This is a genomic window from Cellulomonas sp. P22 (assembly GCF_044392165.1).
The window spans coordinates 1-14,192 of the sequence record NZ_JBISBW010000011.1; the positions used below are offsets into that span (position 1 = coordinate 1).

A 14,192-nucleotide genomic window follows, 5' to 3' on the forward strand; every position below is an offset into this window, starting at 1 on the left:
TCCCCCCCCCCCCCCCCCCCCCCCCCCCCCCCCCCCCCCCCCCCCCCCCCCCCCCCCCCCCCCCCCCCCCCCCCCCCCCCCCCCCCCCCCCCCCCCCCCCCCCCCCCCCCCCCCCCCGACGTGGTGGTGCAGGTGGTGCTGCTGGTGCAGGTCAGACGGTCGCGCGCGGGGCGACCTCGTCGACCACGACCGCGGGGCGACGGCCCAGCGTGTGGATCGCCCAACCGGTCAGGATGAACAGGACACCGAGGCCCATGACCAGGGCGGCGACGCCGAACGCCACGACCGAGGTGAAGAGCGAGGCACGCAGGAACGAGCCGTTCATCGCCGTGGCGCGCAGCGGGTCGTCCTTCTCGAGCTCGGCGTAGGTCTTGCCACCGGTCGCCTCGAGGGCGTGGTGGCTGATGATGTCCGCCTGCGCGAACGCGGTCCACGGGCTGTTCACGGTCGCGCCGCCGAACGCCGCGGCGTCCTCGGAGACCGTGATCTTCTCGTCGGCGAGCTTGACGGAGACGGCACCCCAGGTGACGCCACCGGCGATGACGAAGATGATGCCCGCGATGATGGAGAGGATGCCGACGACGCGGATCCCCTTGGAGTGGTCGGTGACTGCAACGACGCTCGACATGATGCTGATCCCTTTCGGATACCCCCACGCACGGGCCCGACGGTGCCGGCCCCGCTGAGATCGGTGGATCTCACGGGAAGAACTCTGCTGCACACCCACGGGCCGCCGTCGGGACGTTAGTCACGGATGTTCCCGGGACTAACGCACTCGGCGTCAACGCGCACGGGCCGGTCGGTCGGCAGGTCAGAGCGCTTCTCCGCTCCAGACCGTAGCGAGTGCGGCGGCCCGGCGACACCGGGCGTCCACCGTGGCGAGGACCTGGTCCCACCCGAACCCGGGACGGACGTCCCGGGTGCCCGCCTGGATCGTGCGGAGAAGTCCGGTTCCCGGACGAGCCGCTCGAGGCCGATCCCGTCGGGCGCGATGCGCACGTCGGCACCGAAGACCGTCGCAGGCGACGACCCAGGCGGCGGTCTGCGCCGACCGAGTGAAACCACCGACGTGAATCGTTTAGGGCGCAGCGGAGGCCGTTGACACGACGACATACCCGCACAAACTTGGCAGCAACCCCGCCGGCAGACCCGTCGCGCACGCGGCCCAGCCCGCGCCCGCGACGGGAGGCAACGACGCCCGCCCGGCGGCCGACGTGAGGGGATCCGCATGCCCGTCGCACCTCCGTACCGACCGCTCGTCGCCGGGGCCGCCGCCGCGGCGCTCGTCGCCGCACTGACCGGGGCGGCGCTCGCCGGTCCGGCGTCCGCGGCCGTCCCGACCTCGCCCGCCGGACCCGGCTCCCCGGCCGAGCTGTACGTCGACTGGGAGAGCTCGACGCTCCAGGCAGCGGAGGGCCTCACGGGCCAGGCCCGGGACGACGCCGTGCTGCTCGGCAGCTTCCCGTCCGCCCGCTGGTTCACCTCGGGCACACCCGCCGAGGTCCAGGCCGCGGTCGACGAGTACGTGACCCGCGCCGACGAGCAGGGCGCCGTGCCGCTGCTCGTGGCGTACAACGTGCCGTTCCGCGACTGCGCGCAGTACTCGGCGGGTGGCGCCGCCGACACCGCTGCCTATACCGCCTGGATCGACGCGTTCGCCGCCGGGATCGGCGACCGTGCGGCCTCCGTGGTGGTCGAGCCCGACGGGCTGGGCATCATCCCCTGGTACACGAGCAGCACCGGTGCGAGCGAGTGGTGCCGACCCGCGGAGGCCGACCCCGCCACCGCCGCCACCGAACGGTTCGCCCAGCTCAACCACGCCGTCGACGCCCTCACGGCGCTGCCGGGGACGAAGGTCTACCTCGACGGCACGCACAACGGCTGGCTCGGGGTCGGCGACGCGACCGACCGGCTGATCAAGGCCGGCGTCGAGCGCACCGACGGCTTCTTCCTCAACGCGTCGAACTACCAGACCACCGAGAAGGTCTCGCGGTACGCGGGCTGGCTGTCCGACTGCCTCGCGCTCTCGACCCAGACCTGGTGGCAGGCCGAGTGGTGCGGCAGCCAGTACTACCCCGCGAGCCCCGACGACCTGAGCACCTGGCACCTCACCGACGAGGCCTACGACGCCGCGTTCGCGAGCACGGGTCTCACCCGGGACCGGGCCGCCCAGAAGCACGCGCTGATCGACACGAGCCGCAACGGCCAGGGGCCCTGGACACCGCCCGCCGGCAAGTACACCGACGCGGAGGACTGGTGCAACCCGCCCGACCGCGGGCTCGGTCACACCCCCACGCTGGCCACCGGCGACCCGGTCGTCGACGGCTACGTGTGGATCAAGGTCCCCGGCGAGTCCGACGGCCTGTGCTTCCGCGGGACGGGCGGCCCGCTCGACCCGGAGCGCGGGGTCCAGAACCCGCCCGCGGGCGGGTGGTTCCCCACCCAGGCCGCCGAGCTCCTCGCGTTCGCCAGCCCCGCCGTCGAGCGGCCGACGTGCGCGGTCCGCTCGGTGGTGCACGGCACCTGGCCGGGCGGCTTCGTCGCCCAGGTGTGGGTCACCAACACCGGCACCACGACGCTCCAGGGGTGGGACCTGCGCTTCGCCCTGACCGGCGGCGCCCGCGTCGCCGACGCCTGGAGCGCGGCCGTGAGCCAGACCGGCCAGGTCGTCGACGCCGCGAGCCTCTCGTGGAACGCGACGCTCAGCCCGGGCCGCACGCTCACGTTCGGCTACGTGGGCGCGGGCGACTCGGGCAGCACGTCCCTGCTGCGGCTGCTCGACGGGAAGGCCTGCACCGTCGGGTGAGATGACACGTCGTCACCCGGACGAACTCTCAGGGGCACCCCTCAGGTGGCCGATGGTGTGGACGTGGAGCAACGACGCCTTCCCGCTCACCTCGCCATGGTCCTGGGGGGTGCCCTGCTGTGCGCGCTCTTCGCCGTGAGCGGGGGGTGGGTGCGCGGCACGGTCCTGGTGCTCGCGAGCGCCCTGCCCGCGACGATCGTCCTGACCCGGGTCGTGCGAGTGCCCCCCGCGCGGCCCGCGCCGTGGTGGTTCCTCGCGGCGGGCCTCATGGCGCTGAGCGTCAACTCGGTCGAGTGGCTGCGCCAGGTGGGACTCGGCGGACGCAGCGTCGCCGTGGGGCCGCTCGAGGGCTGGAGCATCCTCGTGGGCTACGTGCTGCTGCTCGTGGGGGCCGTGCTGATCCTCGCGTCGTTCGCACGGACCGACGGCGGCGCGCTCGTCGAGGCCGCGGTGTTCGGGCTCGGCTCCGCAAGCGTGCTGTGGGTGGCCCTCGTGCACCCCGCGCTCGTGCGCGACGAGGTCGACGGCGCCCAGCGCCTGCGCACGCTCGTCATGATGCTGCTGGTCAGCGGTATCGCCGGGATGCTCCTGCGGGCCGCGGTGGACAACCGGCCGGCGCGGCCGGCGCTGCTGTACCTGCTGGTGGCCGTGGGGCTCACGCTCGTCGGGACCGTCGCCCGCAGCCAGACGCACTCGGCTGCCGACGGCAGCTCGGCGAGCTGGATCGGGCTCGTGTGGGTCATCGTGTACGCGGCGGTCGCCGCGGCCTCGGTGCACCCGTCGTGCGTCGCGCTGACCGCGACCGGCGACCCGGCCCCCGACCGGCTCAGCATCACGCGCCTCACCCTGTTCGGGCTCGTGCTCGGCGCCAACCCCGTGCTCGCGGGCCTCCAGCAGGCGCGCGGCAGCGACGTGGACTGGATCCTGCTCACCGTCTCGACGCTGACGATCGTGCCGCTCGTCGTGCTCCGCATCGGGCGGCTCGTCCGCCGCCAGGAGGAGGTCGAGGCGGCGCTCGCCCAGCTCGCCGCGCACGACGAGCTCACGGGCCTCGCGAACCGCCGCACCGCGATCGCCCACCTGACGGACGTCCTGGCGCGGGTCGCGGCGGGCGCCGCACCCGGGGTCGTCGTGCTGTTCCTGGACGTCGACCGGCTCAAGGCCGTCAACGACGAGCACGGTCACCGGGCCGGCGACACGGTGATCCGCGCGATCGCCCGCCGGGTGGATCGCGCCGCCGGGCCGGCCGCGCTCGTGGCCCGGCTCGGGGGTGACGAGCTGCTGGTGGTGTCGGTGGCGACCACCGAGCAGCGCGACTCGCTCGTCGCGGCCGTGCGCGCCGCCCTCGACGGCTCGGTCGACGTGGGCGGCGGCGTGCTGGTGCGGGCGACCGCGGCGGTCGGGGTGTCGTGGGTGCGCAGCGGCGTGCGGGCCGAGGCCGTACCGACCATCGCCGACGCGGACCGCGCCATGTACGAGGACAAGCGCCGGCGCGCGGAAGGCGCCCGGCGGTGAGGAACCGTGCGGGGGCGAGCACTGGTCACCCCCGCACGGCCCTCACTCCCACTCGATGGTGCCCGGCGGCTTGCTCGTGACGTCGAGGACGACCCGGTTGACCTCGGGCACCTCGTTGGTGATGCGCGTCGAGATGGTCGCGAGCACGTCGTAGGGCAGGCGCGTCCAGTCGGCCGTCATGGCGTCCTCGGACGAGACGGGCCGCAGCACGATCGGGTGGCCGTAGGTACGGCCGTCGCCCTGCACACCCACCGAGCGCACGTCGGCGAGCAGCACCACGGGGCACTGCCAGATCTCGCGGTCCAGGCCCGCCTTGGTGAGCTCCTCGCGGGCGATCGCGTCGGCCGCACGCAGGGTGTCGAGCCGCTCGGCCGTGACGTCGCCGACGATGCGGATGCCGAGGCCCGGACCGGGGAACGGCTGGCGCCAGACGATGCCCTCGGGCACGCCGAGCTCGAGGCCCACCGCCCGCACCTCGTCCTTGAACAGCGTGCGCAGCGGCTCGACGAGCTCGAACTGCAGGTCGTCGGGCAGGCCGCCCACGTTGTGGTGGCTCTTGATGTTGGCCGCACCCTCGCCGCCGCCCGACTCGACCACGTCGGGGTACAGGGTGCCCTGGACCAGGAACTTCACGTCCTCGCCGTGCGCACCAGCCTCCGCGACGACCTCGCGCGCCGCATCCTCGAACACACGGATGAACTCGCGTCCGATGATCTTGCGCTTGGTCTCGGGGTCGCTCACGCCCGCGAGCGCGGTGAGGAAGCGCTCGCGCGCGTCGACCACCATCAGCTTGACGCCGGTGGCGGCCACGAAGTCCTGCTCGACCTGCTCGGCCTCGCCCGTGCGCAGCAGCCCGTGGTCCACGAACACGCACGTGAGCTGGTCGCCCACGGCCTTCTGCACGAGCGCCGCGGCGACCGACGAGTCGACGCCGCCCGAGAGGCCGCAGATCACGCGGGCGTCGCCGACCTGCGCGCGGATCGCGGCGACCTGGTCGGCGATGACGTTGCCCGGGTTCCAGTCGGGCTTGAGCCCGGCACCCTCGTAGAGGAAGTTCTCGAGCGCCTTCTGCCCCAGCGGGGAGTGCTTGACCTCGGGGTGCCACTGCATGCCGTAGAGGTGCCGCTCGCGGTCCTCGAACGCCGCGACGGGCGACCCGGCGGACGTGGCGAGGACCTCGAAGCCCTCGGGCGCGGCGTGCACCGAGTCGCCGTGGCTCATCCACACCGACTGCTCCTCGGGCGAGCCGGCCAGCAGCGTGCCCTCGTCGGACACAGCGACCGCCGTGCCGCCGTACTCGCGCGAACCGGTCCGGGCGACCTCGCCGCCGAGCGCACGCGCCATGGCCTGGAAGCCGTAGCAGATGCCCATCACGGGCACGCCCGTCTCGAACAGGGCGGCGTCGACCGACGGGGCGCCGTCGGCGTACACCGAGGCGGGACCGCCCGAGAGGATGATCGCGGCCGGGTCCTTCGCCAGGATCTGCTCGACGCTCGCGGTGTGCGGCACGATCTCGGAGTAGACGTTCGCCTCCCGCACCCGACGCGCGATGAGCTGCGCGTACTGGGCGCCGAAGTCGATGACGAGGACCGGGCGGGGGGTCTGCGGGGAAGGCTGCGTCACGGGCCCAGGGTAGTCGGAGACGCTGGGTGCTCGGCGCGGGGCTCCGCGCGCGCCTCAGCGCGTGAGGCCGGCCAGCGCGTCGGCGTGCACGCGGCGCTCCAGGATGAACGACATGACCGGCACGACGCCCGCGAGCGCCATCGTCACGAGGCGGCCCATCGACCAGCGCATCTTCGACCAGAGGTTGACCACCGTGGCGAGGTACACCACGTAGACCCAGCCGTGCACGATCGCGATCCAGGAGCCCAGCACGGGCTTGGCGTGGCCCTCGGCGTCGACCCCGTTCGCCTGGAACACGTACTTGAGGACGATCTCGAGCGTCAGCACGAGCAGCATGGCGCCGGTGACCCACGCCATCGCGCGGTAGCGGCTCAGTGCCGTGCGGCGGGCCGCCGTGCGGCTGTCGACCGCGGCAGGGACCGTTCCGGCGTCGGCCGTCGGGGTGGCGTCGCCCTGGGTCATCTCGAGGTCCTCTCTCGTCGCCGCCGGGCGCCCACCGCCCACCGACCGCCCCGATTCTCCCCCACGAATCCCGGTGGGCTACCCGTTCGTGGGTGACCCGTGGCTCACACCGTCGCCGGGGTCGGCCGTGCAGGCCCGACCCCGGCGCGCGTGCGGTGCGGTGCTACCGGGGCGAGCGCTTGAGCCCGAGCGCGGACAGCACCGTCGAGTTGAGGTCCGTCTGGTCCGTCAGACCCAGCACCTTGGCCGAGCCCGGGCCCGACGCCGCGATCCGCAGCTGCGATCCGGTGTGCTGCTGCGAGCCGCCCGCGGCCGCCGTGCCGTACGAGATCTTCAGCGGGGAGCCCTCGTTCGTGGTCAGCGCGATGCTCAGGCCGGGGGGCGTCGAGTCGACGATCTGGCTCGAGTGCGCGTGGTCGGCGGTGACGACCACCAGCGTGTTCTTGTCCTTGGCCGCGAACGCGAGCGCCGCCTGCACGGCCTCGTCGAGGTCGATCGTCTCGCCGATCTGCCCGCACGCGTTGGCCGCGTGGTCCTGCTTGTCGATGCTCGCGCCCTCGACCTGCAGGAAGAAGCCCTTCGAGCCCCTGGTGTCGAGCAGCGCGATGGCCTTCTCGGTCAGGGCGCGCAGCGACAGGGCCGGGTCGAGCCGCTCCGGGTTCTCGGTGCACCGCACGGGGGCGGCCGACGCGCCGCCGACCGTCGCGGGCGTCGCGCTCCAGCGGGTCGGGAAGTTGCCGGGCGTGAACAGCCCCAGCACCGGGCTCTTCTGGTCGGCCTTCGTGACCGCCGCGAGGTCGGCCGCGGTCCGCACCACCTGGTAGCCGCGCTCGGTGGCCTGCTGCCAGAGCGTCCTGCCCTGGTAGGTGCCCGCGGTGGCGGTCTCGTCGAACGTGGCCGCGCCGCCGCCGAGGGTCACGTCGGGGCGGGTGGTGAGCAGCTGCTCGGAGATCGAGCCGAGCCCGCCGTTCTCGAGGGCCTCGGCGGTGCACGTGGCGCTCGTCCGCACCGGGCCGTAGCAGCTGCGCTGGCTGATGTGGGCGACCTGCACGGCCGGCGTCGCGTCCTGGATCTCGGCGGTGCTCACGTCGCCCGTCTTGAGGCCGGCGGCCTTGGCCGCCTCGAGCAGCGTCTGCTGCGGCTTGCCGTCGATGTCGACCGAGATCGCGTTGTCGTACGTCTTGACGCCCGTGGCCCACGCGGTGCCGGTCGCGGCGGAGTCGGGCACGTAGTCGGGCTTCCCGCGCAGCGCGCCGTCCTTGTACAGCGAGTACGTCGTGTACTGACCCGTCATCGGGAGCGCGTCGATGCCGGGCAGCTCGCCCGCGGCGCCGTACTCGTAGTCGCGGGCGATCGTGATCTCCGAGTCGCCCATGCCGTCGCCGATCAGCAGGATGACGTTCTTGGCGCGCGTGGCGCCGAGCTGGGAGCGGACCGACTGCTCGGCGTCGCCGTGGCGCCGGAACGCGTCTCCCCACCCACCTCCGCCGTGCTGCCCGGCGACGGCCGGGCCGGCCAGGGCGGTCAGGGTCGTCAGGGCCACCGCGGCGACGACTGCCGTGCGTCGTCGGCTGCGGGTCAGTGCTCGAGGCATGCGGACTCCTGGGGGTCGGTGCGCCGGGTCGGCGCGGTCGGACGGGCCGGCGGCCCGCGGCGTGCGACCCGCACGCGAAGCACACCGGACATACGTGACGAATCGACGTCCGCCAGGTGAGCGCCAGATGGCCGCTGCCCGTCGGGTCGGGGCGGGCCGACCCCGGCCGCGGCCACGCAGGTCCGGAATATGCACTTCGGGCTTGTGGGTACCCGCACGTACCGTGTGGGACGTGCGCCAGCTCCCCGTGCCCGATCCCGGCACGCCTCCACTCACCTCCCCCGCAGGCCTCCTGTGGTGGATCGCGCGCCGGCAGGCCGGCCTCCTGAGCCTCGCGATCGCCGTCGGCATCGCCGGCAACGTCGCGGCGGCCGTCATGCCCGCCGTGCTCGGCAGCATCATCGACGGCGGGCTCGAGGACGGGCTCGGCACCGAGCTGTGGCGCGGCTGCGCCGCGCTGGCGGCGATCGGCCTGGTCCAGGTCGGGGCCAACGTGTGGGGGCACCGGCTCGACGTCGAGAGCTGGCTCCGTTCGGCCTACCGCGCGTCGCAGCTCGTGGGTCACCACGTGACGCGCACGGGCGACGCGGTGAGCGCCGAGCTGCCCACGGGCGAGGTCGTCTCGACCGTCGCGAGCGACAGCCACCGGCTCGGCGAGGTCTACATGATGGCCTCGCGCGTGGTCGGCGGCGCGGTCGCCTACGGCGTCGTGGCGGTCGTGCTCATGCGCACCTCGACCACCCTCGGGATGCTGGTGCTGCTCGGCCTGCCCGCCGTCGTCGCCGTGCTCGCCTTCCTGGTCAAGCCTCTGCAGCGACGACAGGCCGCGCAGCGCGAGGCCCAGGGGCGCCTCACGACGCTCGGCGCGGACACCGTCTCGGGGCTGCGCATCCTGCGCGGCATCGGCGGCGAGGACGTGTTCGCGGGGCGCTACCGCGCCCAGTCGCAGGTCGTGCGCAAGGCCGGCGTCGAGGTCGCCCAGACCCAGTCGCTGCTCGACGCGCTCCAGACGCTGCTGCCCGGGCTGTTCCTCGCGGTGGTCGTGTGGGTCGGTGCGCACGAGGCGCTCGCGGGCGACATCACCCCCGGCCAGCTCGTCGCGTGCTACGGCGTCGCGGTGTACCTCACGCAGCCGCTGTGGACCGCGACCGAGGCGATGCGCGTGGTCACGCGCACCCTCGTCGGCGCCCGCAAGATCATCGCTGTGCTCCAGGTGCCCGAGGTCGGTGCCCAGGACGGTGCGGCGGCCGACGCCGGGGCCGCCGGTGCCGCGCCCGACGCGGGCGACGAGCTCGTCGACGAGACGAGCGGCCTCGTGGTGCGACCCGGACAGCTCCTCGCGCTCGTCAGCGCCGACCCGGACGAGTCGGCGCGCATCGCGCTGCGGATCGGTCGGTTCGGCGTGCCCGGCCCGGTGCGGTGGGGCGCCACGTCGCTCGACGCGCTGCCGCTCGACGTCGTGCGCGCCCGCATCGTCGTCGCCGAGTCGACCCCCACGCTGTTCACCGGGCTGCTCGCCGAGGAGCTCGACGTGCGCGGCCAGGCGCAGGAGGCCGACCTGGTCGCCGCGATGCGCACGGCCGACGCCGCGGACGTGCTCGACTCGGTGCCCGGCGGCCTCGCGGGCGAGATCGAGGAGAAGGGCCGCTCGCTGTCGGGCGGCCAGCGCCAGCGCGTCGCCCTGGCCCGCGCCCTGCTCACCGACGCCGAGGTGCTCGTGCTCGTCGAGCCCACGTCGGCGGTCGACGCGCACAGCGAGGCCCGGATCGCCCAGCGCCTCGCCGCCGCCCGCGCCGGACGCACCACCGTGCTCGTCACCGCGAGCCCGCTCGTGCTCGACGTGGCCGACGACGTCGCGCTCGTCGTCGACGGCCAGGTGCGTGCGCGCGGACGCCACCGCGACCTCATGGACGCGGACGACGACGCGGCACGGGCCTACCGGGCGGTCGTCTCGCGCACCTCCGACCTCGACCCCACCCCGCTCGCCCCCACCACGCTCGCCCCCACCACGCTCGCCGAGACCACGAAGGAGGACCGCCGTGAAGCTGCCCATCGCTGACGGACCCGCGCTGCGCCGCCACACCGGGGTGCTCCTGCGCCGCCACCGCGGCGCGCTCGCGGGCGTGGTCGCACTGCACACGCTCGCGGCGACCGCGGGCCTGGCCGGGCCGTGGCTGCTCGGCCGGCTCGTCGACGCCGTGGTCCAGGGCACCACAGCTGCCTACGTCGACCGCACCGTCGGGATCCTCGTCGTCGCCGTGCTCGCCCAGACCGGGCTGGTGCGCTACGCCCAGCGCGCCGCGATGGTGCTCGGCGAGACGGTGTTCGCCGACCTGCGTGAGGAGTTCCTCACCACCGTCACGCGTCTGCCGCTGTCGACCGTCGAGCGCGCCGGCACGGGCGACCTGGTGGCGCGCACCACGACCGACATCGACCGCGTGCAGTACACGGTGCGCTTCGGGGTCCCCCGGGTGCTGGTGACCACCGTGACGATCGTGCTCACTGTGATCGCGGCGCTCGCGACCAACGCGGTCGTCGCGCTCGCCCTGTTCGCGGGCGTGCCGCTGCTGCTCGTCGTCACCCGCTGGTACCTCGCGCGCGCCACGTCGGCCTACCTGGCCGAGGGTGCGGCCTACGCGACCATCAACGGCACCATCACCGAGTCGGTCGAAGGGGCCCGGACGGTCGACGCGCTCGGCCTCGGCACCCGGCGACGCGCGCGCCTCGATCGGGACATCGGCGTCGCGTTCGAGGCCGAGAAGCGCACCCTGTTCCTGCGCTCGGTGCTCTTCCCCGGCGTCGACACCGCGTTCCTGATCCCCGTCCTCGCCGTGCTGGTGTGGGGCGCCTACCTCGTCTCGACCGGGCACGCGAGCCTCGGTGCGGTGACCACGATCGCGCTCTACGCGGTCCAGGTCATCAACCCGATCGGCGAGCTGATCTTCTGGATGGACGAGATCCAGGTGGGCGCGACGTCGCTCGCCCGGATCGTCGGCGTCGCGGCCGTGGCCCCGGACCGGCAGGCCGGCACGGACCAGCCGGCCGACGAGCACGTCGTCGCGCGCGACGTGCGCTACGCGTACCGCAAGGGGCACGACGTGCTGCACGGGATCGACCTCGACCTGCGGGTCGGCGAACGGCTCGCTGTCGTCGGGCCGTCGGGCGCCGGCAAGTCGACCCTGGGGCGCATGCTCGCGGGCGTCCACCCGCCCACGGGCGGCAGCGTGACCGTCGGCGCCGTGCCGCTCGTGGAGCTGCCGCTCGACGACCTGCGCGGCCACGTCGCGCTCGTGACCCAGGAGCACCACGTGTTCGTGGGCACGCTCGCGCAGAACCTGCGCCTGGCCCAGGAGGACGCCGACGACGCGGCCCTCGAGCGTGCGCTGCGCGGGGTCGACGCCTGGGACTGGGTCGAGGCCCTGCCCGACGGTCTCGAGACCGAGGTCGGGTCCGGCGGGGTCGCGCTCACCCCCGCGCAGGCGCAGCAGGTGGCCCTGGCGCGGCTCGTGCTGCTCGACCCGCACACCCTCGTGCTCGACGAGGCGACCTCGCTGCTCGACCCGCGGGCCGCCCGGCACCTCGAGCGCTCGCTCTCCGCGGTCCTCGAGGGGCGCACGGTCGTGGCCATCGCGCACCGGCTGCACACAGCGCACGACGCGGACCGCGTCGCGGTGGTCGACGCCGGGAACATCACCGAGATCGGCTCGCACGACGAGCTCGTCGCCGCGGGGGGCGACTACGCGGCGCTCTGGCGGTCCTGGCAGAGCGACTGACCCCGTCGACGCCGGTGCGCGTCAGACGGGGACGTCGGTGCGCCGGCCCAGGGTCGTCCCGTGCTCGTCACCCGTGATCCGGTGGAACCCGAGCCGCTCGTAGAAGCGCAGCGCGCCGGTGTTCCTCGCCGCCACCCCGAGGTGCACGCCCGGCACGTCCCGCTCCGCGAGCGCCGCGAGGAACGTGCGCATGAGCTCGCGACCGTGGCCCGCGCCCTGATGCCCCGGCAGCAGGTCGATGTGCAGGTGCGCGGGGTACTCGTCGAGCTCGTCGAGCACGTTGCGCTCGGGGTGGTGCAGCGTGTCGACGAGGTGGTCCTCGGCGGTCACCGGGGGTTCGACGAGGCGGTAGCGCGGCGAGACCAGCGGAAGCCAGTGCCGGCGGCAGGCCGCCGCCCACGCCCGCGTGTCGGCGGTGCCGAGCACGTAGCCCACGGCCCGGTCGCCGTCGTCGAGGACGAACGCCAGCTCGGGTTCGAGGTGCAGGTAGGAGCCCGCGTACACGTCGGGGAGCAGCTCGTCGTCGCTGTACAGCCCGCGGGCGTCCCCGCCGCCGTCACCCGTCCGCACGCAGATGTCGTAGACGTCCTGCCGGTCGAAGGGCTCGTAGGGCCTGACGAACACAGGGTCTCCTTCGACGGTGTGAGGACGGGGTGCACACCCGACGGGTGCGAGTATGCCCGTGACAGACGCCCCGCGGTAGCCGATCCTGGACAGATGTTCGGCTTCATCACCCTGCGCGGCGGCGCGATGATCTCCCCCGACGCGCTCGCGTGGCGGTTCTCACGCTCGAGCGGCCCCGGGGGTCAGTCGGTCAACACCGCCGACTCGCGCGTCGAGCTGTCGGTGCGGCTCACGGACGTCGCGTGGTCGAGCCCCGTGCAGCTCGAGCGTGTCCGGGTCCGGCTCGCGGGTCGGCTCGGCGACGACGAGGTGCTCACCGTGACCGCGTCGGAGCACCGTTCGCAGCTGCGCAACCGCGAGGCCGCGCTCGCCCGGGTCCGGGCGCTGCTCGACGAGGCTCTCGCTCCGCCGGCCCCGCCCCGCAGGGCGACCAGGGCGAGCAGGTCCTCGCGTGAGCGCCGCGCGCAGGGCGAACGTCGGCGCCGGGCCGTCAAGGAGATGCGGAGGCGTCCACCGGCGTCGTGACGTCCGGCGACGCGTTCGAGGTCACGGCGTCCGTGGTCACGGCGTCCGGCCCACCGGGCAGGGCGTCCGGATCGTCGGGGCCGTCGGTGTCGTCGTCGGGGTCGTCGTCGGGGTCGCCCGCCGCCTCGTCGCGCACCAGCCGGATCCACACGAACAGCGCGAAGCCGCCGAAGATCCACCACTGCGCGGCGTAGGCGAGGTTCTGGATGTTGAGACCCGACCCGCTGCGGGTGGGGGCGGGCACGAGCTCGAGCCCGGCCGCGTACGCGGGGTCGGCGGGCTCGACGTCCGAGAGCACCACGTAGGCGGTCCAGATCGGGCCGTCCCACCGCCCGAGCAGCTCGGCCGAGCTGATCGCGTCGACCTGGCCCGCGGGGAGGGCGCCGACGCCCGAGCCCTCGGATGCCTGCAGGTACCCGGTGACGGTGACCTCACCGGTCGGGACCGCGAGCTGGGCGGCGTCCTCGGGGGTCTCGACCCAGCCGCGCACCACCGGGAGCACCGGGGCGTCGCCGGTCGGGTCGGCGCCTCCCGACGAGGGGGTGGCGTCGCTCACGCGCAGGGGCGTGAGCACCAGGTAGCCGGTGCGGTCGTCGAGGACGCGCTGCACGACCAGGAGCTGGCCGTCGGGCTCGTAGGTGCCGCGCGCCACGACCTGGCGCCCCACGAGCCCGCCGGTGAAGGCCGTCTGCGGGGCCAGCACGTCGCCCAGGTCCTGGGGCGGCCGGGCCTGCTGCGCGGCGAGCTCGCGGGCGGCGGCCGACGCACCCCGGATCTCGGCCCTGTCGAGCTGCCAGGCCCCGAGGCGCCCGCACACCGCGGCGGCCAGGAGCAGCACCACGAGCAGGCCGATCATGCGGGGACGGGTCGCGGCGCGGAGCAACGTCGTCGGCCCCCGGCGGTCGGTCGCGGGTGCACCGCCGAGCGCAGCACGGGGCGGGGTCGCGGGCACGCCCCACGGTAACCCGGGGCCCGGGACGGAGCCCAGCCGCAGATGTCGTGCGCCGGGGCCCCGACCTGCGGGGACGTTCGTCACCCGACCGGCTGTGACGTGCGGTACACCGGGCGCCGACGTCGCCGGCGCCCACGGGGCGTGACGGAGCTGCCCGGCTGCCGCGGATCCACCGTCCACAAGCCCGCCACCAGCGGGATCATGGGGGTCGCGCGGGTCTGCGGCCCGTGCGAGGACCCCGGGGATGGGGTTGTATGGCAGGTGGACCGCGAAGGTCACCGAGGGCTCCGTCTGGGTCAGACGTCCCACCCGGCAGTC

11 protein-coding genes are annotated in these 14,192 nt (G+C 74.4%); 5 read left to right on the forward strand and 6 right to left on the reverse strand.

What is annotated here, in order from left to right; genetic code table 11:
* Positions 1-151 precede the first annotated feature (151 nt).
* Positions 152-628 (reverse strand): aromatic ring-opening dioxygenase LigA, encoded by a 477-nt coding sequence (locus ACGIF2_RS12585; protein ID WP_396047102.1) that lies wholly within the window; start codon positions 626-628, stop codon positions 152-154.
* A 600-nt stretch (positions 629-1,228) separates the two neighbouring features.
* On the opposite strand from ACGIF2_RS12585, the gene ACGIF2_RS12590 reads away from it, so the two are divergent.
* Positions 1,229-2,806, forward strand: a complete 1,578-nt coding sequence (locus ACGIF2_RS12590; RefSeq protein WP_396047104.1) for a glycoside hydrolase family 6 protein — start codon at positions 1,229-1,231, stop codon at positions 2,804-2,806.
* 63 nt (positions 2,807-2,869) lie between these two features.
* On the forward strand, positions 2,870-4,321 hold the full coding sequence (locus ACGIF2_RS12595; protein WP_396047106.1) for a diguanylate cyclase: 1,452 nt from the start codon (positions 2,870-2,872) through the stop codon (positions 4,319-4,321).
* A 42-nt stretch (positions 4,322-4,363) separates the two neighbouring features.
* Here the strand turns inward: ACGIF2_RS12595 and guaA are convergent, their stop codons facing one another.
* The 3 genes from guaA to phoA form a co-directional block, all read right to left on the reverse strand.
* The gene (gene guaA / locus ACGIF2_RS12600) at positions 4,364-5,944 is read right to left on the reverse strand and encodes a glutamine-hydrolyzing GMP synthase (protein WP_396047108.1); all 1,581 of its coding nucleotides are present in this window, start codon (positions 5,942-5,944) and stop codon (positions 4,364-4,366) included.
* Between the two features lie 54 nt (positions 5,945-5,998).
* Positions 5,999-6,406: a DUF3817 domain-containing protein gene (locus ACGIF2_RS12605; RefSeq protein ID WP_396047110.1), complete on the reverse strand. Its 408-nt coding sequence runs from the start codon at positions 6,404-6,406 to the stop codon at positions 5,999-6,001.
* Positions 6,407-6,569: 163 nt separating this feature from the next.
* A complete protein-coding gene (gene phoA, locus ACGIF2_RS12610; RefSeq protein WP_396047112.1) occupies positions 6,570-8,000 on the reverse strand; it encodes an alkaline phosphatase in 1,431 nt (476 codons plus the stop codon).
* A 232-nt stretch (positions 8,001-8,232) separates the two neighbouring features.
* Between phoA and ACGIF2_RS12615 the strand changes: the two genes are divergently transcribed.
* The gene (locus ACGIF2_RS12615; RefSeq protein WP_396047114.1) at positions 8,233-10,059 is read left to right on the forward strand and encodes an ABC transporter transmembrane domain-containing protein; all 1,827 of its coding nucleotides are present in this window, start codon (positions 8,233-8,235) and stop codon (positions 10,057-10,059) included.
* Positions 10,040-11,773 carry an ABC transporter ATP-binding protein gene (locus tag ACGIF2_RS12620; RefSeq protein ID WP_396047116.1) on the forward strand — a complete coding sequence of 578 codons (1,734 nt, stop codon included), beginning with the start codon at positions 10,040-10,042 and terminating at the stop codon, positions 11,771-11,773. Before ACGIF2_RS12615 ends, ACGIF2_RS12620 begins: the two co-directional genes overlap by 20 nt.
* Before the next feature lie 21 nt (positions 11,774-11,794).
* On the opposite strand, the gene ACGIF2_RS12625 is transcribed toward ACGIF2_RS12620, so the two are convergent.
* Entirely contained in the window at positions 11,795-12,397 is a 603-nt protein-coding gene (locus tag ACGIF2_RS12625; RefSeq protein ID WP_396047118.1) for a GNAT family N-acetyltransferase, read from the reverse strand.
* A gap of 93 nt (positions 12,398-12,490) precedes the next feature.
* Between ACGIF2_RS12625 and arfB the strand changes: the two genes are divergently transcribed.
* Positions 12,491-12,922 (forward strand): alternative ribosome rescue aminoacyl-tRNA hydrolase ArfB, encoded by a 432-nt coding sequence (gene arfB / locus ACGIF2_RS12630; RefSeq protein WP_396047120.1) that lies wholly within the window; start codon positions 12,491-12,493, stop codon positions 12,920-12,922.
* Here the strand turns inward: arfB and ACGIF2_RS12635 are convergent.
* Entirely contained in the window at positions 12,888-13,874 is a 987-nt protein-coding gene (locus ACGIF2_RS12635) for an SURF1 family protein (RefSeq protein WP_396047122.1), read from the reverse strand. The two genes, arfB and ACGIF2_RS12635, sit on opposite strands and share 35 nt — an antisense overlap.
* Positions 13,875-14,192: the final 318 nt, after the last annotated feature.